This is a genomic window from Desulfosporosinus sp. Sb-LF (assembly GCF_004766055.1).
In the GTDB taxonomy this organism is placed as follows: Bacteria; Bacillota; Desulfitobacteriia; order Desulfitobacteriales; family Desulfitobacteriaceae; genus Desulfosporosinus.
Map to the genome: position 1 here is coordinate 129,936 of NZ_SPQR01000006.1, position 24,720 is coordinate 154,655.

Below are 24,720 nucleotides of genomic sequence, written 5' to 3' on the forward strand. Positions count from 1 at the left end.
CCTATGAGTCTTTTTGGAGCCATCGATATCAGTGCCTCGGGTTTAACTGCCCAACGTCTGCGTTTGGACCTTATTTCCAATAATATCGCCAATATTAATACAACCCGCACGGGCGAACTTACCCCTGGGGGAAACCCCATACCTTACAGCAGGCAAGCCGCAGTGTTCGTCCCACGCCCCTCGGAAACACCGTTTGCCAATGTCTTAGGAGAAACTTTAGGGGACCGAAACGTTGGAAATGGGGTACAAGTTTCAAGCATTGAGCGCGACGTTCAAGCGCCATTTCGCTTAGAATATAACCCGGATTCCCCTGATGCAGCTAAAGTGGCCGAGCCTGGTTTACCAGTGGGATATGTCCGTCAACCGAATGTCAATATTGTGACTGAAATGGTAGATATGATTTCCGCATCGCGGGCGTACGAGGCGAATGTGACAGCTCTCAATGCCAGTAAGTCGATGGCGGCTAAAGCGTTAGAGATTGGAAAGGGGTAAACATTAAATGAGTATTCCGCCAATAGCACCGATCATGCCCCTTGGCGTTTTAAGTCCAATCAGTTCAGCATCTTTGGAGACTCAGCAAAGTGTTGGCTCTGGAGATGGGGCACAAAAGGCGGGCACGGATTTTTCCAAGTTTTTAAACGATGCTCTCCATCAAGTTGATGCCTTGCAATCGAAGGCGGATGTAGCCAGCTTAGAATTGGCAACGGGTCAGGTGCAAGATATGTCATCGGTCATGGTTGCCCTAGAGAAAGCAAGTTTGTCCATGTCTTTGACGGTTTCGGTGCGAGATAAAGTGTTAGATGCTTATAATCAAATCATGCGTATGCAGATGTAAGAAGTGAGGGTGTTATAAGTAAATACGTTTGGAGTTGCATTTTTTGGTGGGTAAACAATGGATAAATATCCTAGATTTGAAGAAAGGAGGAGCGAAGAATGGATTTTTCTTGGGCTGGAATTCGGCAATCATTGAAGTCATTTTGGGATAAACTTTCGAGCCCACAGAAAATAATAACGGTGCTTGCTCCTCTTTTGGTTGCTGCCGCACTGATCACCTTGATCACTTGGGCGGGACGACCGCAATATGTGGCAATCTTTACGAAACTGAGTGACACAGAGGCAGGGGCAATCACCACGAAGCTGAAAGATTTAAAAGCAGATTATAAGTTGGCGGATAATGGGTCAACCATTATGGTTACTCAACAGACAGCCGCTGATATTCGCTTACAGCTTGCTAGTGCGGGGCTTCCTCAACAAAGTAAATTTAGCTTTGACAGCCTTAATACAATGCATCTAGGCGAAACGGATGCGGACCGGAAACTACGTTATGTTCTCGGGTTACAGAATGAACTAGAGAATACCTTGAAAACGTTGAATGGTGTGCAAGATGCGCGTGTGCATATTGTGATGCCCGAACCGTCATTATTCGTAGATAGTCAAAAAACGGCAACGGCGGCGGTGACATTGAAACTCGTTCCTGGGACGAAACTCGGTGAGGACCAGGTACGTGCGATTGCTAATCTTTTGGCAGGTTCTGTAGAAGGACTGCAACCGGAGAATGTGACGATTGTGGATACTGGAGGAAATGTACTTTCGGATGTCTTAGGAAAAAGCAAAGATCCTAAACGTCTTACGGGAACGGATTATCAACTTCAACTAACGGTTGAAGAAGACACTCGAAAATCGGTTCAAAGTATGTTAGATAAGGTGCTGGGTTCGGGTAAGACTGTCGTTCGTATTAATGCTGTACTAGATTTTGATCAAATCAAACGGACCAAGCAAACGAATGGACCAGGCGCTGTGGTGAGTGAGCAATATACGAATGAAACCGCTACGAACGGCTCTTCAGCAGTGGGGGGGACGCCAGGAGTGACTGCAAATGGAGCTCCGACATATCCCACTGGGACCCAAGGATCGAATTCATCTAGCAAGGTCAATAGTACTAAGAACTATCAGGTAGATACAACACAGGAAGAACAAGTCGTAAGCCCGGGTGCTATAAAACATCTTTCTGTGTCAGTTATGGCGGATTCGGATATTATTTCTCAGACTCAACTGGATCAGATTAAAACGATTGTGGCTTCTGCGGCTGGCGTGGACCAAACCCGTGGAGATCAAATTCAAGTAGCAGCTCTGCCCTTTAATAAAACAGATTTGCAGCAGGAAAAACTTGCGATGGATAATGCACAGAAACGGCAGCAAATGCTTAATTATGCCGAACTAGGAGCGGCTGTTTTGTTCGGCATAATGTTTTTCTTAGCGTTTTTACGATCCCGTTCGAAGAAAGCACGTGCTGGAAAATTGCTCGAACTGAATGGTTCACAGCCGGTAACACTCGCAGCGGCCGAACTTCTCATGGCCGAACAACAGTCGGCAGAAGAAGAGGCGAAGCTTAAATTTGCTCAGAAAAACACTAAGACTGCTGATGAGCTTGAAAAGCAAAAGACGAAAGAGTCAGTCGAACTGTATTCGCGCAATAATCCGGATGAAGTTGCCCGTCTTATGAGAACCTGGCTATCGGAGGAGAGTTAGATGGCGCAAGCTTTAACGGGAATTCAAAAAGCCGCGATTCTAATGGTCGCCTTGGGCGCAGAGAATTCAGCTCAAGTGGTTAAACACCTCGGTGAGGGTGAGATAGAACAGTTAACCTTAGAAATGGCGAATGTTGGTAGGATATCGCCGGAACAGCGGGATGCTGTTGTGGAAGAATTTCATCAAATGTGCATTGCTAATGCTTATATTTCTCAAGGGGGCATCGAGTACGCGCGTGAGGTGTTGGAACGGGCCCTCGGGGAAACACGGGCGTTTGAGATTATCAGCCGCTTGTCGACCTCTTTGAAGATGCGGCCTTTCGACCTCGTGCGTCGGACGGATCCCAAACAACTTTTTTCCTTTATTCAAGGAGAACATCCTCAAACGATAGCGCTGATCATGACACATCTTCCAGCAGAAAAAGCAGCGACCTTGCTCTCTAGTCTTGCACTAGACCGACAGGCTGATGTGGCGAAACGTGTTGCGACAATGGGCCGAACAAGTCCGGAAGTGCTCAAAGAGATCGAGAAGGTCTTGGAACGCAAGATTTCTAGTCTCGCTCCGACGGATTATACGACCTCAGGTGGGATTCAAAGTATCGTAGATGTTCTTAACCGTGCAGATCCCGGAACCGTCAAAGTGGTCATGGATGCCTTAGAAGTCGATGATCCTGTCTTGGCTGAACAGATCAAGAGGCAGATGTTTGTCTTTGAAGACATTATTATTCTGGACGACCGCGGTATACAATTGGTCCTGCGCGAAGTAGAAACCAAGGATTTGGGGCTAGCTCTGAAAGGGTCCAACCCCGAAGTGGCGCAAAGGATCCAAGGAAATATGTCCTCGCGTGCAGCTCAGATGCTCAAAGACGATATGGAATTTATGGGTCCAGTGCGGTTGCGTGATGTCGAAGAGGCTCAGCAACGCATTGTGAAGGTGATTCGTAAGCTTGAGGAAAGTGGTGCGATTGTGATCTCAAGGGGGGGAAGTGATGAGATTGTCTATTAGCGGGCGGGTTGTCAAAAGTTACGATGTTGAGGTTTCTGCCCCGCGAATGGTAGAGAGCCTCGAGGGGTTTCAGCAGTTGGGTCCGCGTTTGACGGTACTCAGTGTTGAAGAAGAGGACCGTACCTCGGCAAACTCAGAACACCTTAGTTGGATTGCGAATCCCATTGAGGTAGAGGCCAAGGAGAAGGCAGCAGCCATCTTTGCTGAGGCCCAAGAGAAAGCAGCCATCATCCTCGCTGAGGCTGAAGCAGAGGCTCAAGAAATTCGTGTCCAGGCCCAGGCTGATGCGGATCGTTTCCGTCAGGAAGTCGTAGAGACTGCACGAGCTGAGGTGTATCCCGCAGCACAGTCCGAGGGATATCAGGCGGGATTACAAAAAGGAGAGGCTGAGGGAAACCGCTTGTTCCAAGAGGCAAACCAGCTTTTTAACTTAGCGCAGCGAGCGGTTCAGGAGGAGTATGCTAAAGTCGACGGAGAATTGCTGGGTTTAGCCATAAAGATTGCTGAACGCATAGTGCGATCAAGCTTGGCCGTCGAACCGCAGCGATTAGCAGCAATCATTCAGGCCTTAACTCTATTGCCGCAAAATCGAGAGGGCTGGCGGTTGCATGTAGCCCCAGAGGATGCTCGTTGGCTGGAGCGCGTTGGCAATCAACCGCCTTGCCCCTGGGTTTCAGATGAGTCATTGGGTCCTGGAGATTGTTTCCTAGAGTGTCAGGAAGGAATTTTTGATGCTCAGCTTGAAGCCCAGTTAGTTAAATTAGAGCAAAGTTTGCGAGAGGAGTTCGAGCATGGGGGCCTGGAATCGTTTGACGCAGAAAGTGGAACAAATTGAACCGATTTCGGCTCAAGGGAGGGTCTCGAAGATCGTGGGTTTGATGGTTGAGGCAGCGGGTCCACGCGCGAGCGTTGGAGAATATTGTCACATCATCGGGCGCAATGGACAGGAGCTTCCGGCGGAAGTGGTGGGCTTTCGGGATTCCATTACCCTGCTCATGCCTTTAGGGGAACTTGAGGGGATTGCTCCAGGAGACCGAGTAATTCCTCAGCACCAAAAGCTAACGGTTGCTGTGGGGCCAGGGCTGCTCGGACGAATCCTTGATGGGCTTGGACATCCTATGGATGATCGACCGCTTGTCTCGGAAACGGCGTATCCTCTCCAAAATAAACCGCCTAACGCTTTATTACGTCCAAGAATTCGAGATACCCTGAGTGTTGGAGTTAGAACGATTGACGGAATTCTCACCATTGGCCGAGGACAACGTATGGGGATCTTTGCGGGGTCTGGTGTGGGTAAGAGTACTCTGCTTGGCATGATGGCGAGAAACACTGTGGCAGAAATCAATGTCATCGCCTTAGTAGGGGAACGAGGTCGAGAACTGCGAGATTTCATCGAGAAGGATTTAGGTCCTGAGGGATTAGCGCGTTCGGTGATTATTGTGGCGACGTCGGATCAGCCAGCCTTAGTAAGGCTGAAAGCAGCTTTTACCGCGACGGCTATCGCCGAGTATTTTCGGGACCAAGGGAAAGATGTCCTCCTGATGATGGATTCTGTGACACGTTTTGCTATGGCACAGCGGGAAGTGGGGTTGACGGTGGGAGAACCTCCGGCGACGCGAGGATATCCTCCCTCTGTTTTTGCCCTTCTGCCTAAGCTTTTGGAACGATCGGGAATGGCGGAGATCGGAAGTATCACGGGGATCTATACAGTGTTGGTGGATGGAGACGATCATAATGAACCGATCGCGGATTCGGTTCGAGGGATTCTCGATGGGCATATTGTCTTGACCAGGGAGTTGGCCATGCAAAATCAGTATCCAGCCATCGATATTTTACAATCTGTCAGCAGGGTTATGAACGATGTTATCAGTCTAGAACACAAAGCAATCGCTAAGGTGGTTCGCGAACATTTGGCAGTTTACCGTGATGCTAAAGATTTAATTGACATTGGGGCGTATACTCCCGGTAGTAATTCCAAAATTGATGCCGCTATAGAGCATATGGACCGTATTCAAGAGTTTATTCGACAAGGGGTGGACGAACACGCTGGATTTAAAGAAATGCTCCTGCAAATGCAACAGATTATCCAGCCTTCAACTCTAGCTACCGTTCCCAGATAGACAAAGTTGAGTGCTGGAGGGGGTTAAACAATGGCGCGATTTCAGTTTCGATTGGAAGCAAGCCTTAGACTCGCGGAACAAGCCTTAGAAAAGGCACAGAGAGAGTTTGCCCAGGAGGTACAGCGTTGGCAAGCCTGTGTCCATGCCTGCATGGTTCAACAAGAACGTTTTGACGAGGCACAAGAAGGGCAACGGGACGCGGGTCGACACCGGCCTGAAGAGCTTGGAGTTTGGCAAGTTTTCACATTGGAACAACGGAAGCGCTTAACCCAATATGAAGAACAACGAATAGAACAAGAATCCGTCGTGGACAACGCGCGTGGTATCTTGCTAGAAGTTCACCGTGAAGTGGAAAAGTTCCAGCGCTTGAAGGATAAGCAGGCCAAGGCTTTCCAGTGGGCCGAGTTGCAAAGAGAACAGAAGATATTAGATGAAACGGGTCAGGTTCTTCACTGGCGTCAGCAAACTATGGTCGAATAAGACCCATTCATGAAGGGGAGAAGATATGATTTATGTCACACGCTTAAATGACAAAACCTTTGTCATCAATCCCGACTTGATTGAAATGATGGAAGAAACTCCAGATACGGTCATAACGTTAACCGGTGGAAATAAATTCGTGGTGTCAGAGCCCATCGAGGTTCTCATTGAGCGGATCGCTGAGTTCCGTAGGCGCTGTCTCCAGATTTGCAAAGTGGAGGAGCAAAAAGATATATGAACCGAAAATCTCTTGTTTTTATGATTATCGCCCTAGTCTTGGGCGTGGCTTTGGGCGTAGGGGGAACCATCGGTGCCCAAAAATTTATCTTTAAATCCTCGACACAAAGTGCCACGGCGGCGAGTACAGCAAAAAAGGCAGGGCCACTTCTGCCCGTCGGTGAATTCACCGTGAATTTGCAAGGAGGGTCTTTTCTAAAGACTACGATTACTGTTGAAGTGACAGATGCGAAAGCGGAAGTTCTCTTGAAGGAGGAAGTCGCTTTCTTGAAGGATCGGGTGAATACCGTTTTAGCAAATAAATCTATTACTGATGTGCAAACAACTGCTGCACGAGAAAAATTGAGAGAAGAATTAATTAAACAACTCAATGAAGTAGCAGATAATAAAATTAAGGATGTCTTATTTCTATCATTGGTTTACCAGTAATCGTAGTTTCATGTTCGTGGATTGAACATGAATAACAGATATCGGAGTTAGGTCGTGGAACGAACCACGAATATCGCAAACCGAGATGAGGGGGGGGATTCTATGGGAGACGTCTTGTCCCAGTCTGAAATTGATGCGCTACTGAGTGCGCTGTCCGAAGGACAAGTTGACGTGGAGGAAATGCGAACAACCAAGAGCCAAAAGCGGATTCGAGTGTACGACTTTAAACGCCCGAATAAGTTTTCCAAGGATCAGATTCACTCCCTCCAAAACATTCACGAGAATTTTTGCCGAGGATTGAGCACGTATTTCTCCGGAAACTTACACTCAGTTGTTGAAAGCAACGTTCTTTCTATTGAGCAGATCACGTATGATGAATTCATTCGTTCCCTACCAAGCCCCACCGTCTTAGGTCTTTACTCGTTGAATCCGTTAGAGGGGACAGTTTTGATAGAGGTGAGCCCTTCCTTAGTTTTCGCCGTAGTGGATCGACTTTTAGGTGGGCAAGGGCAAGGGTCGGAAAAGAATCGAGATTTAACGGAGATTGAAAGAACCATTATTGAGCACCGTCTGGTTCAGATGATATCTATCTCTGAAGAGGCCTGGGCAGAGGTTTACGAGCTCAAACCCCAGTTCGTGTCCATGGAGACAAATCCACAGTTTACGCAAATTGTGGCTCCGAACGAAATGATTGTACTCATTACTCTGGAAGTTAGGATTGGCGATGGGGTAGGAATGATTAATATTTGTATGCCTTATCTTGTACTCGAACCTATCTTGGATAAGCTAAGTACGTTTTTCCTTTTTTCCACTCAAGCGAAGGTCACCTCTCCTGAGCAAGTTCAAGCGATTCGGCAAAAAATTGAATGGGCAAAGGTCGATATGGTTTCATTTTTGGGTCATTCTGAAATCCTTGTTCGAGATCTTTTAGACCTTGCTAAGGGAGATGTTATTCCCTTGAATCAATCCATTCATGATCCGCTCCCTGTTTATGTAGGAGAGTTTATGAAATTTAGGTGTACACCGGGACTACATGGAGAACATCTCGCAGTTCAGATTACGGAAACAATAGAGGAAGGAGGGGAAGAAGATGGGTAATGGGATGCTCTCCCAGGAAGAGATTGACGCATTGCTTCGAGGGACAATGGAGCCAGACTTGGAACCAGAGGCACCGTCTGAGGAATCCTTTCTAAATGAAATGGAGAGAGATACTCTCGGAGAAATTGCCAACATCTCTATGGGCACCGCAGCTACGACATTATCTCAGCTCTTAGGAAAAAAGGTAGAAATTACCACGCCAAAAGTCGACTTAACGACCTCGGAACAGATTCGCCAGGATTATCCCATTCCTTCCGTGATTTGCGATGTCAAATATAAAGCTGGAATTGAGGGTTCAAACCTCTTGATCCTTTCTCAAAGGGACGGTTCAGTCATCGTGGATCTCATGATGGGGGGAGATGGCAAAAATCCGTCTCCAGATCTCTCGGAACTTCAAATTAGTGGAATTTCCGAGGCCATGAATCAAATGATGGGATCAGCGGCTACTTCTATGTCCACCATGTTTAATTCAATGGTAGATATTACGCCCCCGACCTTAGTGCTCAATGATTTATCGATGGAGAACGATGTGATTCAGGACTTCCTTCGTGCAAAGGAGTCGCTTGTACGGATCTCATTCCGGATGGTTGTAGAAGATGTCATTGACAGTATTCTAATTCAGGTGGTTCCAATCAGTGTGGCTCGAGGGATGGTTAATAAGTTAATGAGCGTGATGAGTGGTGGCTCCTCAGTTGCTTCGGCTCAGCAATCCGCTGCCCTTGCCCAACCTGAGCCTACACCAACTTATCAGGCACCCCCGTATTCACCGCCACCAGCCTATGAACCACCGCCTTATCAGGCGCCAGCCGCCAGCTACCCTCCTTATGGAGCGTCACAAGCCTATCCCCAAGGGGGAATGCAAGGTGGATATTACCCGCCTCCCACAAGTTATGCTCCGGGACCGTCAACTCCTGTTCAACCGGCCCAATTTGCGCCACTTCAACCTGGGCAACCGCCGATACAGCCGGATAACTTGCAGCTGATTTTAGATGTCCCGTTACAAATTAGTGTGGAGCTAGGTCGAGCGAAGAAAACCATTAAGGAAATTCTGGAAATGGGTCCAGGCTCGGTTATAGAACTGGATCGTTTGGCTGGGGAGTCTGTGGATATGATTGTCAATGGCAAGTTGATTGCTAAATGTGAGGTTGTTGTCATTAACGAGACGTTTGGGATTCGGATTACTGATATTGTGCATCCCATGGAACGGATGAATTCGTTAAAATAGAGGAGGAAATACGAGTGAGTGCTACAATAATGATCGTCGATGATGCCGCGTTTATGCGTATGATGCTGAAAGATATCTTGGGTAAGAATGGGTTTACTGTAATTGGTGAAGCAGAAAATGGGGCCGTTGCCGTGGAAAAGTATATGGAATTGCAACCGAACTTAACGATAATGGATATCACCATGCCAGAAATGGATGGACTTCAAGCGGTTAAGGAAATTCGTAAAAAGGACCCTAAAGCTCGCGTTATCATGTGTAGTGCTATGGGCCAACAAGCTATGGTTATTGAAGCGATTCAGTCTGGAGCCAAAGATTTCGTGGTTAAGCCCTTCCAAGCAGAACGCGTGGTTGAGGCTGTCACAAAGGCGTTGAAATAACATGTCGGACTTAGAAAGCCAGCCATTTCCTCCAAGTGGAGCCACCCCAGCCGTCGCACAATCTGTTTTTTCATGGTGGGGGCTTATAGGTACTTTGTTGGTTTTCCTCTTCATTTTACTCGTGTCCCTTTGGGTTATCCGGCGGCTCAACAAGTCTAATCTTCGGAGTATGAATGCTCCCTGGGCAAGGGTTCTCGACCGACAAGTGTTGAGTGGCCAGCAGAGACTATATCTAGTAGAGATTGCTGGTCAGTTACAGGTACTTGGGGGATCAGATCATCACTTGCTGAAATTAAGCGAGATTAATGATCCCAATGTTGCTGCCGAAATTCTAGAGGAGATTGCGACTCGTCCAGTGGAACGAGTCGAAGGCTGGGCTAAAAGCATTGATAGACTTTGGCAGGCCCGGTCGCGCAAGAAGAAATCATTTTCTGCAGAGCTGGATCGCTTGCTTGAGGAGGTAGACCCATGATGTCTCCATCAAGCCTTAAAACGAAACTCTCTAAATTTGTGGGATTCTTCGGAATAGCTCTCGGTGTAGGGATGTTGGCAAGTCCCAAAACAGCTTATGCGGCAGGCCTCACGTTGGATCTGGGGACCTCTTCGACGCAGCAAACAGGTACATCACTGCAGATTTTGATGCTAATGACCGTGTTATCGTTGGCTCCGGCTATTCTCATGCTGATGACTTCCTTTACTCGGATTATCATAGTCTTGTCCTTTGTGCGCAACGCACTGGGAACCCAGCAACTTCCTCCGAACCAGGTATTGGCAGGGTTAGCGCTGTTCCTCACGTTTTTTGTCATGGCTCCGACGTGGATCCAGATTAACACGAATGCTCTTCAGCCTTATATGAAAAATCAGATCACACAGACGGAGGCTCTGACCAAAGCAGAGGAGCCGCTTCGGAATTTCATGCTTAGGCAGACTCGGGAAAAGGATCTAGAACTTTTTGTCGGCCTGTCCAAAATGGAACGACCCAAAACCTATAGGGATGTTCCGACGTATGTTCTTGTTCCGTCCTTTGTGATTAGTGAATTGAAGACGGCATTTCAAATGGGATTTGCCATATTCATTCCTTTCATCGTTATTGATATGATTGTATCGAGTACGCTCATGTCGATCGGGATGATGATGCTCCCTCCCATGATGATTTCACTACCGTTCAAATTGCTTTTATTCGTTCTAGTCGATGGCTGGCATTTAGTGGTTCAGTCACTCGTGACGAGTTTTCATTAGGAGAGTGGAGAGACTCAGAGGATAAGACCATTATTAGGGAAAAAGGAGCGGGGGACGATGAATCAAGCCCAGGTACTCTATATGGCTAAGGAAGCCGTGGGCGCTGTGCTCCTTGTGGGAGGGCCAATCCTTGGGGTGAGTTTGTTGGTCGGTCTGCTGGTTAGCATCTTCCAATCCATGACCCAGATTCAGGAGCAGACACTTTCCTTTATTCCCAAAGTTGTTGCAGTGGTTGCCATAATGCTCTTGTTAGGTCCGTGGATGCTGTCTGTTCTGACGGCTTACACTACAAATTTGTTGACCCAATTGGCGACGTTTGGAGGCATGTAAGCGATATTTGAAATCAAACCTCGGACTTCGAAACACGAACATCAAATTTGGGGGGTTGAAATTTGAGTTTGACGCAGATGCTCCAATGGAACCTCTCCTTATTTCTGCTAATCTTCGCCCGTTGGACAGGCATGATTATGTTAGCCCCAGTATTTGGTGCCCGAGGGGTTCCAACCATGGTAAAGTTAGGTTTGGCTGGGAGCCTTTCTGTAATTGTTTATCCCTTGATTTCTGCGTTAAATCCATCCATTCCCGTCGAGTTACTCCCTTATGTCGCAGTGGTGATCAAGGAAGCCTTGGTAGGCCTAGTCATTGGGTTTGTGATTTATGCCATGACTGCCATCATACAAGGGGCAGGGCAACTGATCGATTTTCAAATGGGTTTTACTATGGGGGCAGCGATCGACCCTGTTTATGGGGTGCAAAGCCCCATGATGGGAAACTTCCAGATGGTCTTAGCCACGATGTTACTGCTCGCGACCAACTCCCATCACTTTCTTATCGCCGCAATGGTGAAGAGCTATGCCTATATTTCAATTAATCCAACCAAGCTACCGGTTAACTATCTTTTTTACGCCCAACTGATCACACATGTGTTTGCTTTGGCGATTCAATTAGGGATGCCCGTTTTTGGAGCACTTCTGGTTTCAGATATTGGGGTCGGACTCTTGTCTAGGACTGTACCCCAACTTAATATTTTCTCAGTGGTTTTTCCTGTGAAGATTGTATTTGGATTTATTCTTCTTTTCCTCGCGGTTCCTTTTTTCGGGGAATCCGTCGTGCATCTCTTTAACACCAATATTTCTTGGCTTTTAGAACTTTATCAGGGGTGGAAGCAGTGAGTGAGAAAAAACATGCCGCCACGCCCAGGCGCAAAGAAGACGCGCGCAAAAAGGGCCAGGTATTTAAAAGTCAGGAAGTCATCTCTGCATTTATGCTCTTAGGTCTCGTAGCCATTCTAAAATACTGGATTCCGAGCATGATAGAGCACATGGAGCAACTCTTTCCTTATGTCTTAGGTCTTTCCTCAGAGTGGACCGAGCGTTCGGTGGCCAGTCTGATGTTGAATGTTCTGTGGCTTGGAATTCAAATTATGTGGCCAATCTTTGGTACAGGTTTTCTGATTGCTTTGGCTGCAAATTACATCCAAGTAGGAATCCTCTTTACAGGGGAGTCCATGAAACCTCAACTATCTCGCTTAAGTATGATTAGTGGCGCGAAACGAATGTTTGGTGTTAAGGCCTGGGTCGAATTGGCAAAGTCCCTAACCAAAGTGATCCTGATTGGGTATTATCTCTATGCTAGTGTACGAGACCGTCTTTTTATCTATCCTGCACTGCAACAACTGGACGTTGGGCAAGGAGCTATATATCTAGGGCAAGCCATATTAGAACTTGCTTGGAATATTTCGATATCCTTTTTCGGGATAGCTGCTTTCGATTACCTCTATCAACGCTGGGATTATGAAAAGAACTTACGGATGTCCCACGAAGAATTAAAACAGGAATACAAACAAACCGAAGGAAATCCACAACTGAAAGCTGAGATTAAAAAACGTCAACGGGCTATGGCTATGAGCCGGATGATGCAAGATTTGAAGAAGGCGGATGTTGTCGTCACCAATCCTACTCACTTTGCAGTCGCCCTTCGCTATGACATAAAAGAACAGAAAGCACCTTATGTTGTCGCTAAAGGGCAAGATCAAGTTGCCCTTCGCATACGAGAATTGGCGAAAGAATATGACCTTGTGATTATGGAAAATAAGCCGCTAGCCCGCGCCCTCTATGCACAAGTGGATATCGGACAGGGAATTCCAGCGGATCTGTATAAAGCAGTGGCCGAAGTTTTGGCCTTCGTTTATCGGTTAAAGAAAAAAAGGCGAGCATAGCTCCTCACGCTTGATGGTTCTCTTTGCAATTTCATTTCATTCATTAACTTTGATTACGACGGGGAAGGGAATATCGTGATAACTAAGCCTTGACGACGCATCAAAGGATGCCCAATCCCCGTAGACCCAAGATAAAGGAAGTTTCTTTGCATAGAGAGCACGGAGAGCGGAATTGCGTCAATGAGCGCAGTCGATAAGGCGTAAAGAAACGCAACGGGACTTGTCCATTGATGGACTGATGCCGCGGTGCCAAGGATGGCAAGGAGCGGCGAACATTCAGGAATAGCCCAGAGGTTTTGCGTTTTAGCCTTAGCGACAAGTGAATAGCGATGGAACGTGTGCGAACACGATAGTCTCCAGTGGAGACTATCGCCGAAGGCGCTGACCCACAACAAACACATGTCGCCGTAGGATGCTAAGAAACTTCCGAGGCCACATCGAAAGCAAACTTGAAAGGAGGACCATTTATGGCCATATCGTTGAAGCGCGGGTTGCTGGATAATACTGATATATTGGCTGCGATCGGGATTGTGGGCATTGTTGTAATGATGGTCGTTCCCTTGCCTGCGAGCTTACTGGATATCTTGATCACCCTAAATATTTCAGGTTCCGTGCTCACGTTGATGCTCGCGGTCTTTGCTAAAGACCCGCTGGAATTCTCTGCGCTTCCTTCGCTCTTATTGATGATGACGTTATTTCGACTATCGTTAAATGTCTCGACAACTCGTCTTGTTCTTCTGGACGGCTTCGCTGGGCAGGTCATCCAACAGTTTGCTCAATTCGTGATTCGAGGGAATATGGTCGTCGGTTTTATCGTCTTTGCAATTTTGGTCATTGTACAATTCATTGTTATTACTAAAGGAGCAGAGCGTGTCTCGGAAGTGGCTGCCCGCTTTACCTTGGATGCTATGCCAGGAAAGCAGATGTCGATTGATGCGGACCTCAATGCTGGGATGATCAACGAACAACAGGCTAGAGATCGCCGTAAAGCAATTCAACAGGAAGCAGATTTTTATGGTGCAATGGATGGTTCCACCAAGTTTATCAAAGGGGATGCCATTGCCGCTATTATTATTTTATTTGTCAATATTGTCGGAGGGTTTATTTCTGGGGTTGCGATGCAGGGGATGCCTTTGCTCGAAGCTTTACAGAAGTATACGATGCTCACCATCGGAGATGGGCTTGTCTCCCAGATCCCTGCGCTCTTGATTTCCACGGCGACAGGTCTCGTCGTCACTCGAGCCTCTTCGGATAGAAACTTGGGTGAGGATTTGAGTAAACAGTTGTTTCGAAATCCCAAGGCTTTGTTCATTACAGGTGGCGTATTGACCCTTCTTGCCTTTCTTGGCCTGCCGAAATTACCCATGCTGACCGTAGCTGTCGGTTTAGTCGGCGCTGGTGTGATTCTCCAAAAGAGTTCTAAGGTATCTGTCGTTGAAGAAACGGCAGCGGCTCGGGAGTCGGAGATCGAAGAAAGCAAGAAACCAGAAAATGTTCTTAACCTTTTGCATATTGACCATATGGAACTAGAACTGGGCTATGCCTTGATCGCCTTGGTCGATGTCCAACAAGGGGGAGATTTGCTCGACCGAATTGTCCTGATTCGTCGCCAAATTGCTAGCGAGCTTGGATTTATCGTCCCGGTGATTCGGGTACGCGATAATATGAACTTACAACCTAACCAATATGTCATTAAACTTAGAGGAGCAGAAGTGGCCACAGGCGAAATTCTGGCCGACCATTACATGGCAATGAGTAATGGCTTTGACGATGACTCTATTCCAGGGACTCCGACCAAAGAACCAGCCTTTGGACTTGACGCCAAGTGGATCAATGCCATGTATCGAGAACAAGCGGAACTCAGCGGGTGGATGGTCGTGGATGCTCCGACCGTTCTGGCGACTCATATTACAGAAGTGATTAAGATGCAAGCATGGGAAATTCTAAACCGCCAAGATGTTAAAACACTTATAGACCATGCCAAGGAACAAGCTCCTGCTGTAGTGGATGAGCTAATTCCAGAAATATTAAGCCTTGGTCAAGTACAGAAAGTTCTTGCGAACTTGCTGCGCGAGAGGGTTTCGATTCGTGACATGGTGTCAATTCTTGAAACCCTAGCCGACCAAGCACAAGTCACTAAGGATCTAGACCGTTTGACCGAACATGTACGGCAGGCTTTAGCTCGTCAGATTTTACAGCCGCTTGTTGGTAAAGATAAAACTTTACCTGTGATTACGCTTGATCCGCAAATTGAACAGCTGATTCTCGACAGTATTCAACCGTCCGATTATGGCACTTATTTAGCACTTGATCCGAAGATGTTACAAATAATTGTACAAAATCTTTCACAAGAAGTGGAGAAGGTCGTGTTGAAAGGGTTTTCACCGGTCATTGTCTGTGCTCCACTGGTTAGAATCAATTTAAAACGTGTCACCGAGCGTCAACTCCCACAACTATTGGTGCTTTCATATAACGAATTAGTTCAAGGGGTACAAGTTCAAGCTATAGGAATGGTGGGGATGGATCGTGCGAGTTAGGCGATTTGTAGGCGATAATGTAGCAGAAACTATGGGAAAAGTGAAACGAGAACTGGGATCTGAAGCGGTCATCCTTCAAACACGCGAGTTTCGCGAGGGAGGAATATTTGGCCTCTTCGGGAAAGAACGTGTAGAAATCACGGCGGCTACCGAAGAAAATCCGGTGGCAGGTGTGAAAACCCCCTCTCCCAATTACGTGTATCATGTCAACGAAGTTAAGCTCCCTATATCTAGGTCAGTGTCTGACTCCACGGATCAGTCTGGGGTGATACAAGATGAGCTTCAGTCTATGCGCATGATGCTTGAAAGAATGAATAAGCATATGGAGGGGCTCGGCAAGGAGAAAAGTCTTTGGCCCTTAGAGCTTCAAAGGTGGGCCGATCATTTACAAGACAAAGGGATTAGCGAAAACCTTACTAAGAGCTTAATAGGTCAAGTACAACAAACGTTGTCACCAGAGGAGTGGATGAATGATCTTCTGGTTTATGAGCAGCTTGAAGCCGATGTTCGTCAAATTTGCGGACAGATAGGGCTTATTCAGCCTGGGTTTGACAAACCGAGGATTGTTGCCATGATCGGACCAACGGGTGTGGGTAAAACGACCACGGTTGGAAAGCTTGCTGCAGGGTTTAGTATTGTTGACAAACGTAAGGTTGCTTTGATCACCGCCGATACCTATCGGGTTGCAGCAGTTGAGCAACTTAAAACGTTTGGCGAAATTATTGGAGTGCCTGTTGAAGTGGTGATGACCCCTACAGGACTGCGTGAGGCGTTAGATCTTCATGCGGATAAAGAACTTATTTTTATTGATACGGCAGGTCGGAGCCCTCATCATGATTTACATATGTCAGAGTTGCGTGCCTTCTTGGATAGAGCTCAGCCAGATTTCACAATGCTGGTAATGAGTGCGACCACGCAAACTGCGGATCAACTCCAGATCTACCAACGCTTTGAAGCCTTAGCAACTCATCTCATTTTTACAAAGTTAGACGAGACTAGGAGTTCTGGATCGATACTGAATCTGTTGTCCCAGACAAAACTCCCTACTGCTTACCTAACAAATGGGCAAAATGTTCCATATGATATTGAGGCGGCAACGCCAGATTGTTTGATTCGTTATATTATGGGAGAGGAGATGCCCTATGCATGATCAAGCGAGTGCATTGCGTGCTTTGGCCTCTCGCGAAAATCAAAAACATAGTAAAATGAGGGTTATTGCTGTGACCAGTGGCAAAGGGGGAGTGGGTAAAACTAATTTTACGGTTAACCTTGCACTCGCCCTAGCTGAATATGGACAGCGTATCATCATTCTTGACGGAGATTTAGGCCTTGCAAACGTGGATATTGCCTTTGGCCTTACGGCTAGGCATACGATTGCACATCTAATATCGGGAGAAAAATCTATAGAACAGATTATTCTTTCTGGCCCTCGCGGAATAGGAATTATACCAGGGGGATCTGGCGTTCAAGGACTCGCCGACTTAGAGAGAGATAAATTGACCAATGTCTTGGCAAATCTCGGCCGATTAGAAAAGATGGCAGATATGCTCATTATTGATACAGGTGCTGGACTGGGGCATACTGTCATGAATTTTTTGCAGGCTGCTGACGATATCATTTTGGTGACGACACCAGAACCCACTTCGTTAACCGACGCGTATGGCTTATTAAAGACTTTGAGGAAAGAGGCTGGTGAGGTACCAATCCATGTTGTGGTTAACCGGGTACGTACTGAATCAGACGCACAGGCGACGTTTAGACGGTTGGAAACTGCAGTGCATAAATTTTTGGATGGGTCGGTAAATTTTATGGGCTGGGTCTATGACGACCCGCTCGTCGGCCGCTCAGTTATGCAGCAGGAACCTGTGGGGATTAGCTTTCCTGAAAGTCCAGCTTATCGTTGTGTCCAGTGGATTGCTGGAAAGGTTGCAGGAATTTATCTTCGTCCACCTCGACAGGCTGGCGGGGTGAGGGGCTTCTTAAGTAAGTTGCTTCGTTCGTTCTAGGCTATAATAATTATTACCAGTAATCTTCCTAAAGGAGGTGGCATGATTGTCATATAAAAAGAAGCTTCTACTTGGGTTAAAGGTAGAGCTAAGCGTGCCAGAAGGCGAATATGTAGGGACATATCGGACGCGTATTGAAGAAGTGGGAGAAAAAATTCTCGCTGTTGGAGCTCCATATGAACATGGGGAGCTGGTTCCTTTGCGCGAAGGGACGAAGGTGAAACTGACCTTTTGGGACGAGGTGGCAGCCTATTCATTTGTGGGGAGGATTATGCAGCGGATTGCAGTTCCTATACCAATGCTTGTTTTAGAGTTGCCAGATTCGGTGGCTAAGGTCCAACGCCGTAGCTTTGTTCGAGTTCCTGCTATGTACCCAGTGACGTTTCGATCAGTGACCCGGGAAGGGCTCAGTGATCTTCACAAGGGGACAATGCTGGACATAAGTGGAGGGGGGATTCGCTTTTTAACGGAGGAACGAGTGGAGAATAAATCGTTACTCTATGTTCAAATAGCTTTGCCAAACGGAGATTTGCAGACTCCAGTTCGTGTTTGCCGAGCTGAAAAAGTAGAAGATAGTAAACGGTACACTGTTTCCGTCGAATTCCATGACCTCCCGGAACGAGAGCGCGATAAGGTCATTCGCTGCGTCTTTGATATACAAAGGGCGATGCGTAAGAAAGGGCTGGTATAGAATGGAGATTACACAGTTCCAACTGGATGCCTTGCGTGAAATCGGAAATATTGGGTCGGGACATGCAGCCACAGCTTTGTCTACCCTTTTACAACGTCGAATCGATATGTCTGTACCAGAAGTTTGGGCAATCCCCTTCGAACAAGTCTCTGCCATTGTGGGACAACTCGACATGCCACAGGCGGTCATCTATGTGAAAGTGGAAGGAGAGGCCCCGGGAAAGGCTGTTTTTTTCTTCCCTGTAGAAAGTGCTCAAATAATGGTTCAAGCTCTGTTTGGGACAAATGAGCCGATGGATGTATATGCTGATGAGATGGCACAATCAGCCTTGAGAGAAGTTGGGAATATCCTAGTGAGTTCTTTCCTGATAGCCCTAAGTCAATTTTCGGGGATTCCCCTTCAACCTTCCGTACCTGCATTAGCGGTGGATATGATTGGCGCGAGTTTAGATGCAATATTTCTCGAAGATGGCACGCTCGACGAAACTGTGTTGTTTATCGACACCCAACTCACGGGAATTCCTCAGATTGAAGGGCAATTTATCTTTTTACCAGACGATGGTTCGTTAAAAAAATTGTTGGGAGCCATGGGATTATGAATGTAGTTATCACGGTCGGTATGGCTGACTTCAAAACTGCAAAGGCACCGGATCTTTTACTCACTGCTGGATTAGGGTCTTGTATCGGGATCTGCATCCATGATCCCCTTCTCAAGGTGGGTGGGATGGCCCACATAATGCTCCCGACGGCTAGTGGGAGTTTGGGGGGGAATCCGATGAAATACGCGGATACCGCGCTAGAATTACTACTCAGAGAAATTGCTGGGATGGGCGCTAATAAATCGCGTCTCAAGGCCAAAATAGCCGGTGGCGCTCAGATGTTTTCATTTCCTGGAAAACCTCCTGTTCTGAAAATCGGGGATCGCAATGCAGAGGCTGTGGAACAGGAACTGAAAAAGAACGGAATCCCACTCTTGGTTTCCGATGTCGGAGGAAGTTTTGGACGTACGATTCACTTTGATGTGGGGACTGGGCAATTGCGCATACGAACAATCAATCATGGAGAAAAGGTGGTTTGATGGTCGTCCAGAACTACGAGCAATTTAAGACCTGGGCCATGCGTCTTTCTTTAGTAACGATGGTGCTTGTTACCCTTCTCAGTGTTATCAATAAGGTGAAAATCTTTGACATCATAGTGCGGGCTGGAGTTTCCTTTGGTGTAATGTATCTCTTAATGGTCGGAATTTTACGCTTATTTGAAAGAACGGCTCCCCAACAACTTCAGAAGGAGACAACTAGCTCGGACATAGGACGCGGTAGCTTTATAGATTTTTCTGTTGGGGACGATACACAACAGGCACCACAGGGGGAAGATTCACAATTTCCTGGACAGGTTGACAGAGATGTAAGCGCTGGGTTACCTGACAGTGAGCGACAAGCGGAAATCGTACGCCGTATGGGTTGGGACGAAACTAAAGATAAAGAATAAGAGGTAGACATAGAGAATGTCGACTACGAATAATGAATTCGGAGGTGAGTAAAACTTGGTACCGAAAGCCTATGAATCCGCTGCGCGCAGCCCGTGGAAACAAGAACAAATCGAACAATACTTACCTTTGGTAAAGCGTATTGCGGGTCGTTTAGCCATGTCTCTTCCACCTCATGTCGACGAGGATGATATGATCGGTTATGGTGTCTTTGGATTACTCGATGCCTTGGAACGGTTTGAAGTAGCCCGAGGGTTCAAATTTGAAACGTATGCCTCAATTCGCATTCGTGGGGCCATGATCGACGGACTTAGGACCATGGATTGGGTTCCTCATTCGGCAAGGCAGAAAGTAAAGCGGGTTCAAGATGGCTTTGCTGAGCTGGAATATCAACTCGGAAGAGCGGCTACGGTGGAAGAAGTCGCGGATTTACTTAAAGTAGAGGTGCGGGAAATAGAAGGGGTATTAGCCCAGGCTCAAATCTTGACTCTGACCTCGTTTGATGAGACTAGCGTTGATGCTACAGGAGATAGTAGCGGTTCACCTCTTAATTTGCTTGTAGACACAGAAGCTCAGGAAGCGTATCAAGCGATCGAAAAAGAGGAACAAAAACGGATTCTTGCCGTAGCAGTAGAAAAATTACCCGACAAGGAAAGATTAGTAATGGCACTCTATTATCAAGAAGAACTGACCTTAAAAGAGATTGCAGCAGTCTTAAAACTCTCCGAATCTAGGATTTCCCAACTTCATTCTCAGGCAATTTTGCGTTTAAGAGGAAGGCTTGGTCGAAAGAAAAGAGATTTAGTGTAGAAAATAATTGTCCTAATGTTTCATTGGGATTTTGCCGATATAAGTAATAGAAATCTGAGTTGGAGGTGACGATGGATGGCAGGTATTCACGTCCTTTTGGATTCCCTGCAGGGTGGAAACAAATCAGAGAAGGCAACAACCCCAAGGGGAAAAGACGTTATAGACAGCTCTGGAAACGCTGCAGAAATCTTTGCGGCGATGCTTAGTGGCTCCATGAATCTAAACGCGAATCCAAAAGGGCAGAGCTCTTCTATAGCAGGTCAGGATTTGGAAGGAATGCAGTGTGTCGATGATTCTTCACAAAAACCACAAAACCTGAGTGCACAGGGAAATGTACTGCTAGGATACGGTAATTATGCGCTTCCATTTATTACACAGCCAATGCTACAGAGTGATCTTCCGGCAGGCAAGGAGGCCAATTCCGGAGACGTTGTGGGCCAGGGAGCAGGGGGTTTGGCAACGGCTGATACATCATTGACTAATGCGCCGATTGTTTCGGGCAACAATCTTGAGTTAGCTATGTTGAATCTGGTTTCTCAGGCAGCAGATGATTCTGCGCAGTCAGGGATGACGACGCCTATACCTGAAGGGGACAACCCCGGAATCGCGGAGTTGGATAAATATAGACAGGTTATAGCAGATCTTTTAGTGGCACTCTCTGGAGAAATTACAGACACTTCTCTAAAGGGGACTCCTTCAAGTTCTGAAAACTTAGGAACCAAGGATCTTAGTCAAGATATGGCAAAGATCGTTTCCACTAATCAAAAGGGTATTCAACCGTTGCTTGACGTTTTAACCACTGGGCAAAGTATCGTTAACCCTGAGCTAAATGCGAAGATCGCCACACTGTTGGCAGCATTAAAAGCACCTCAGAGAGTCAATGAAACGCTTCAAGCAGAAGGCGATATGATCGAACCTATGTTCAAAGGCCATTTAGAGGCATCCATGAACAAGCCAAAAGTTATGGGAAACGCCTTAGAGCCAGCCGTAACGGTTGCCAAAGATACAGCGATTCATATAAGCCCCCAACTGAAATCATCCGAAGTGGATCAGGGAGATCCAGTGCAACCCTCCGAATCTTCTACAGTGAAAGACGTGCAAAATCAGAATTCAAACCTAGGCATTGGGGTTGCAAGTAACATTGTAGCGCCAAATGTTGCAGATGGAAAAACAGTCATTCCAGTATGGGAACAGATCTCCACCGTACTTCGTGAGCAAGTCAAGAACAGATCTCAGGATTTGAAGCAACTAGACATTCAGCTGCATCCTGCAGATTTAGGAAAAATCCAAATCAATCTACGCTGGGAAAATGGGCAGGTCCATCTACAGGTACAAGCTTCTGAAGCAGCGACTGGCCAAGTTCTTCAAAATCAACTTCCAGATTTGCGACAAGCCCTTACGAGTCAGGGTGTAAACTGTGGTATGTTACAAATGGGACAAGGTGGAGAACGTCAGAAAAATCCTCACGGGGATTCATCACAAAGGGCGTTCGAGCAAAACTCCGACCTCGACGAGGACGAGGACCCAATCTCAGTCACCTCCTACCCCTCGCTTGGGCAGGATGAGATCAACAGAATTAATGTCAAGGCATAGGAGGAAATATGAGCAACACAGTTGGTGGGACAAGTTCCACAAACAATGCAGCCAATTCGACGACTACTAATAAAGTTAAGGCTAATGATGAACTTGGGAAAGACGATTTTCTCAAGTTATTAGTTACGCAGATGCAAAATCAGGACCCAATGAATCCAACGGATAACAAAGAATCCATTGCGCAATTGGCCTCTTTCAGCTCTTTAGAACAGATGACTAATATTGCCAATGCCATGAATACATTGAGCCAAAGTATGACTAATTTCTCCCAACAGTCATCGCTTACCCAAGGGGCGGCTATGATTGGGAAATGGGTAAGCGGAGTAGATACAGATGGTAAGACTCCACTGGAAGGTACTGTTGAAGCGGCGAAGTGGCTCGACGGTAATCCCAAGTTGCAGATTCGTAAGGAAGATGGGACTCTTGTGGATTTGGAAATGAGTCTGATTACACTGGTTAAGGAACAAGCGCCCACGACTGCTGCAGCAGCGGTGACTTCATAATATAATTCTGTGTCTTTAGTTGGTCATAAGTACACTAAGAGGAGGAATATGCGCTATGATGCGTTCTCTTTATTCGGCAATTTCGGGGTTGAAAAATCACCAGATCAAAATGGATGTTATCGGGAACAACATTGCTAATGTCAATACAACAGGGTTTAAACGAAGTCGGGTGACTTTTTCCACAATGCTTAGTCAAACTTTGAAAGGGGCATCTGCACCGGTGGCAGGACCTCCAACATTAGGTGGCACTAATTCGATTCAGGTTGGCTTAGGGGCTTCACTAGGCTCCATTGATCAAATTATGACTCAGGGTAGCTCTCAGTCGACAGGGAATCCCACGGATATGATGATACAAGGTTCTGGTTTCTTTGTCTTAACAACTAACGGGACAGATAAAGTATATTCTCGCGCGGGTGCCTTTTCATTAGATTCCAACGGTACTATAATCGATCCTGCAACTGGGGCACAGCTATTGGACACTGCTGGCGCACCAATTAAAATTACCCCTGACACATATAGTAGCTATAGCATCGATTCGCAAGGGACTATCACGGGTATCCAAATTTCTGATTCGTTGCCGGCTACCATTGGGAATATTGGAATTGCAAAGTTTCCTAATGATGCTGGTCTTACTAGTAGAGGTGGGAACTTTTACCAAGAATCCAACAATTCCGGGACTGCAACTGTATATGGGGCTGATACAACTCCCTATCCTTCTGGAACAGCACTCGTCTCAAATACTGTAGAAATGTCCAATGTCGACCTTTCAACTGAATTCACGGATATGATTGTTGCCCAGCGGGGCTTCCAGGCCAACTCACGGGTTATTACGGTATCGGATTCTCTTTTACAAGAATTAATTGATCTCAAGCGACAATAATTAGGCTTTATACTTATTTGAAACGACGGAGGTCTACTTTATGCGCCTGATAGGAACTGCTGCGTCGGGGATTCGTGCGCAGCAAGTAGCGATGGATACTATAGGAAATAACATGGCTAATGTGAACACACCTGGATTTAAAGCGAATCAGATGGATTTTGCTGAAGCTCTGACAACAGAGGTGCGTTCCGCGAATACCAAATATGCTGCTGGGACAGCTTTCGGAGTTGGGGCAGGGGTAGTTTATAACGCCAGCGGGGTGAATTTTCAACAAGGGAATTTGGCCACTACGGATAACCCTTTAGATTTGGGGATTGAAGGATCGGGGTTTTTTCAGGTTAGGACGCCAGACGGAACGACTGCCTATACCCGTGTGGGGGCGTTTAAAGTGGATGGGTCCGGGCAACTTACGGATCAGCAAGGAAATGTCGTACAACCGAGTATTATGGTTCCATCCGATGCTAAAGATTTGTCTGTTACGTTGGATGGCGAAATAAAGGGAGTGGTCGATGGAGTAGGGATGCTATTCGGTCAGATCTCCCTAGTAGGATTTCAAAATCCTGAGGGCTTACAACAAAGTGGGAACAACCTCTTTGTGCCCACCGCTAATTCTGGTGTACCACAGATCGGACAACCTGGTAGCACTGTAGGGGATCAGGTTTTAGGAACGATTAAAGGTCAGTCTTTGGAACAATCAAATGTGGACCTGACTACCTCGATGACGGATCTGATGCAGGTCCAGCGAGCTTATCAAATGAATGCTAGGTTGGTTCAAGATGGAGATCAGATGTGGGGCATCGCTAATTCCCTAAGGAGGTAAGGAAAATGTCTGGTTGGTTGGATGGGCCAGTGTTAAACGTTTTGCAGAAAGGGCTTAATGCTTCAAATTTGAGGCAACAGGTTTTGACTAATAACGTTGCCAATATTGATACTCCGAATTTTAAACGCTCTGATGTAGACTTCCAAGCGGTGCTTGGCGCTGTCTTAGGTGAAAAGAGTGTAGCTCTATCAATGAAACAGACGTCTCCCAAGCACATTCCGGGCTTTGCAGATGGCGGCGGGTCGGGGATTGTGACGGATCATGCGACATCGATCCGTAATGACGGTAATAACGTAGATGTGGATCGTGAAATGTCCAATGTGGCTGAAAATGGACTTTACTACAATTCTCTTACCCGTACCATCTCTTCACAATTAGGTTTGCTTCGAATGGTTATCAAATAACACAGATGTAGGGGCAATTTATGTATTGCTCGAC

31 protein-coding genes are annotated in these 24,720 nt (G+C 46.7%); 30 read left to right on the top strand and 1 reads right to left on the bottom strand.

What is annotated here, in order from left to right:
- Positions 1 to 3: 3 nt before the first annotated feature.
- From flgC to flhB, 17 genes are all read left to right on the top strand, one after another.
- Entirely contained in the window at positions 4 to 492 is a 489-nt protein-coding gene (gene flgC / locus E4K68_RS10550; RefSeq protein ID WP_135378888.1) for a flagellar basal body rod protein FlgC, read from the top strand.
- A gap of 7 nt (positions 493 to 499) precedes the next feature.
- Entirely contained in the window at positions 500 to 835 is a 336-nt protein-coding gene (gene fliE, locus E4K68_RS10555; RefSeq protein WP_135378889.1) for a flagellar hook-basal body complex protein FliE, read from the top strand.
- A 98-nt stretch (positions 836 to 933) separates the two neighbouring features.
- A complete protein-coding gene (gene fliF, locus E4K68_RS10560) occupies positions 934 to 2,529 on the top strand; it encodes a flagellar basal-body MS-ring/collar protein FliF (protein ID WP_135378890.1) in 1,596 nt (531 codons plus the stop codon).
- The gene (fliG, locus tag E4K68_RS10565; protein WP_135378891.1) at positions 2,530 to 3,534 is read left to right on the top strand and encodes a flagellar motor switch protein FliG; all 1,005 of its coding nucleotides are present in this window, start codon (positions 2,530 to 2,532) and stop codon (positions 3,532 to 3,534) included.
- Positions 3,518 to 4,369 carry a FliH/SctL family protein gene (locus E4K68_RS10570; RefSeq protein ID WP_135378892.1) on the top strand — a complete coding sequence of 284 codons (852 nt, stop codon included), beginning with the start codon at positions 3,518 to 3,520 and terminating at the stop codon, positions 4,367 to 4,369. Before fliG ends, E4K68_RS10570 begins: the two co-directional genes overlap by 17 nt.
- Positions 4,326 to 5,654: a flagellar protein export ATPase FliI gene (gene fliI / locus E4K68_RS10575; protein ID WP_135378893.1), complete on the top strand. Its 1,329-nt coding sequence runs from the start codon at positions 4,326 to 4,328 to the stop codon at positions 5,652 to 5,654. Before E4K68_RS10570 ends, fliI begins: the two co-directional genes overlap by 44 nt.
- Before the next feature lie 30 nt (positions 5,655 to 5,684).
- Entirely contained in the window at positions 5,685 to 6,134 is a 450-nt protein-coding gene (locus tag E4K68_RS10580; RefSeq protein WP_135378894.1) for a flagellar FliJ family protein, read from the top strand.
- A gap of 25 nt (positions 6,135 to 6,159) precedes the next feature.
- Positions 6,160 to 6,372 (top strand): flagellar FlbD family protein, encoded by a 213-nt coding sequence (locus tag E4K68_RS10585; protein ID WP_135378895.1) that lies wholly within the window; start codon positions 6,160 to 6,162, stop codon positions 6,370 to 6,372.
- Entirely contained in the window at positions 6,369 to 6,800 is a 432-nt protein-coding gene (locus tag E4K68_RS10590; protein WP_135378896.1) for a flagellar basal body-associated FliL family protein, read from the top strand. Before E4K68_RS10585 ends, E4K68_RS10590 begins: the two co-directional genes overlap by 4 nt.
- Before the next feature lie 102 nt (positions 6,801 to 6,902).
- Complete coding sequence (fliM, locus tag E4K68_RS10595; RefSeq protein WP_135378897.1) at positions 6,903 to 7,898, top strand: flagellar motor switch protein FliM; 996 nt, start codon at positions 6,903 to 6,905, stop codon at positions 7,896 to 7,898.
- Positions 7,891 to 9,123 (top strand): flagellar motor switch phosphatase FliY, encoded by a 1,233-nt coding sequence (gene fliY / locus E4K68_RS10600; RefSeq protein ID WP_135378898.1) that lies wholly within the window; start codon positions 7,891 to 7,893, stop codon positions 9,121 to 9,123. Before fliM ends, fliY begins: the two co-directional genes overlap by 8 nt.
- A gap of 14 nt (positions 9,124 to 9,137) precedes the next feature.
- A complete protein-coding gene (locus tag E4K68_RS10605; protein WP_135378899.1) occupies positions 9,138 to 9,500 on the top strand; it encodes a response regulator in 363 nt (120 codons plus the stop codon).
- 1 nt (position 9,501) lies between these two features.
- On the top strand, positions 9,502 to 9,972 hold the full coding sequence (locus E4K68_RS10610; RefSeq protein ID WP_135378900.1) for a flagellar biosynthetic protein FliO: 471 nt from the start codon (positions 9,502 to 9,504) through the stop codon (positions 9,970 to 9,972).
- A complete protein-coding gene (fliP, locus tag E4K68_RS10615) occupies positions 9,969 to 10,739 on the top strand; it encodes a flagellar type III secretion system pore protein FliP (RefSeq protein WP_135378901.1) in 771 nt (256 codons plus the stop codon). The genes E4K68_RS10610 and fliP overlap by 4 nt, the downstream gene beginning before the upstream one ends.
- 57 nt (positions 10,740 to 10,796) lie before the next feature.
- A complete protein-coding gene (gene fliQ / locus E4K68_RS10620; protein ID WP_135378902.1) occupies positions 10,797 to 11,069 on the top strand; it encodes a flagellar biosynthesis protein FliQ in 273 nt (90 codons plus the stop codon).
- A 62-nt stretch (positions 11,070 to 11,131) separates the two neighbouring features.
- On the top strand, positions 11,132 to 11,911 hold the full coding sequence (gene fliR / locus E4K68_RS10625; RefSeq protein WP_135378903.1) for a flagellar biosynthetic protein FliR: 780 nt from the start codon (positions 11,132 to 11,134) through the stop codon (positions 11,909 to 11,911).
- The gene (gene flhB / locus E4K68_RS10630; RefSeq protein WP_135378904.1) at positions 11,908 to 12,957 is read left to right on the top strand and encodes a flagellar biosynthesis protein FlhB; all 1,050 of its coding nucleotides are present in this window, start codon (positions 11,908 to 11,910) and stop codon (positions 12,955 to 12,957) included. The genes fliR and flhB overlap by 4 nt, the downstream gene beginning before the upstream one ends.
- 53 nt (positions 12,958 to 13,010) lie before the next feature.
- Here flhB and E4K68_RS10635 read toward each other — a convergent pair whose 3' ends face one another.
- Positions 13,011 to 13,358 (bottom strand): hypothetical protein, encoded by a 348-nt coding sequence (locus E4K68_RS10635; RefSeq protein WP_135378905.1) that lies wholly within the window; start codon positions 13,356 to 13,358, stop codon positions 13,011 to 13,013.
- A gap of 66 nt (positions 13,359 to 13,424) precedes the next feature.
- Between E4K68_RS10635 and flhA the strand changes: the two genes are divergently transcribed.
- The 13 genes from flhA to flgB all read left to right on the top strand — a co-directional run bounded on the left by flhA (position 13,425) and on the right by flgB (position 24,686).
- On the top strand, positions 13,425 to 15,494 hold the full coding sequence (gene flhA, locus E4K68_RS10640) for a flagellar biosynthesis protein FlhA (RefSeq protein WP_135378906.1): 2,070 nt from the start codon (positions 13,425 to 13,427) through the stop codon (positions 15,492 to 15,494).
- Positions 15,484 to 16,644, top strand: a complete 1,161-nt coding sequence (flhF, locus tag E4K68_RS10645) for a flagellar biosynthesis protein FlhF (RefSeq protein WP_135378907.1) — start codon at positions 15,484 to 15,486, stop codon at positions 16,642 to 16,644. Before flhA ends, flhF begins: the two co-directional genes overlap by 11 nt.
- Entirely contained in the window at positions 16,637 to 17,500 is an 864-nt protein-coding gene (locus E4K68_RS10650; RefSeq protein WP_135378908.1) for a MinD/ParA family protein, read from the top strand. The genes flhF and E4K68_RS10650 overlap by 8 nt, the downstream gene beginning before the upstream one ends.
- A 46-nt stretch (positions 17,501 to 17,546) precedes the next feature.
- A complete protein-coding gene (locus tag E4K68_RS10655; protein WP_135378909.1) occupies positions 17,547 to 18,191 on the top strand; it encodes a flagellar brake domain-containing protein in 645 nt (214 codons plus the stop codon).
- Position 18,192: 1 nt separating this feature from the next.
- A complete protein-coding gene (locus E4K68_RS10660; protein ID WP_135378910.1) occupies positions 18,193 to 18,789 on the top strand; it encodes a chemotaxis protein CheC in 597 nt (198 codons plus the stop codon).
- Positions 18,786 to 19,268, top strand: coding sequence for a chemotaxis protein CheD (locus tag E4K68_RS10665; RefSeq protein ID WP_135378911.1), 483 nt, complete (start codon positions 18,786 to 18,788; stop codon positions 19,266 to 19,268). The genes E4K68_RS10660 and E4K68_RS10665 overlap by 4 nt, the downstream gene beginning before the upstream one ends.
- Positions 19,268 to 19,678 (top strand): hypothetical protein, encoded by a 411-nt coding sequence (locus tag E4K68_RS10670; RefSeq protein ID WP_135379088.1) that lies wholly within the window; start codon positions 19,268 to 19,270, stop codon positions 19,676 to 19,678. Before E4K68_RS10665 ends, E4K68_RS10670 begins: the two co-directional genes overlap by 1 nt.
- A 55-nt stretch (positions 19,679 to 19,733) precedes the next feature.
- On the top strand, positions 19,734 to 20,486 hold the full coding sequence (locus E4K68_RS10675; RefSeq protein WP_135378912.1) for a FliA/WhiG family RNA polymerase sigma factor: 753 nt from the start codon (positions 19,734 to 19,736) through the stop codon (positions 20,484 to 20,486).
- Between the two features lie 75 nt (positions 20,487 to 20,561).
- The gene (locus tag E4K68_RS10680) at positions 20,562 to 22,079 is read left to right on the top strand and encodes a flagellar hook-length control protein FliK (RefSeq protein ID WP_135378913.1); all 1,518 of its coding nucleotides are present in this window, start codon (positions 20,562 to 20,564) and stop codon (positions 22,077 to 22,079) included.
- Positions 22,080 to 22,087: 8 nt separating this feature from the next.
- The gene (locus tag E4K68_RS10685) at positions 22,088 to 22,582 is read left to right on the top strand and encodes a flagellar hook capping FlgD N-terminal domain-containing protein (RefSeq protein WP_135378914.1); all 495 of its coding nucleotides are present in this window, start codon (positions 22,088 to 22,090) and stop codon (positions 22,580 to 22,582) included.
- 55 nt (positions 22,583 to 22,637) lie between these two features.
- The gene (locus E4K68_RS10690; protein WP_135378915.1) at positions 22,638 to 23,462 is read left to right on the top strand and encodes a flagellar hook-basal body complex protein; all 825 of its coding nucleotides are present in this window, start codon (positions 22,638 to 22,640) and stop codon (positions 23,460 to 23,462) included.
- 40 nt (positions 23,463 to 23,502) lie between these two features.
- Positions 23,503 to 24,282: a flagellar hook-basal body protein gene (locus E4K68_RS10695; protein WP_135378916.1), complete on the top strand. Its 780-nt coding sequence runs from the start codon at positions 23,503 to 23,505 to the stop codon at positions 24,280 to 24,282.
- Between the two features lie 5 nt (positions 24,283 to 24,287).
- Positions 24,288 to 24,686, top strand: a complete 399-nt coding sequence (gene flgB, locus E4K68_RS10700; protein ID WP_135378917.1) for a flagellar basal body rod protein FlgB — start codon at positions 24,288 to 24,290, stop codon at positions 24,684 to 24,686.
- The last annotated feature ends 34 nt before the right edge of the window (positions 24,687 to 24,720 follow it).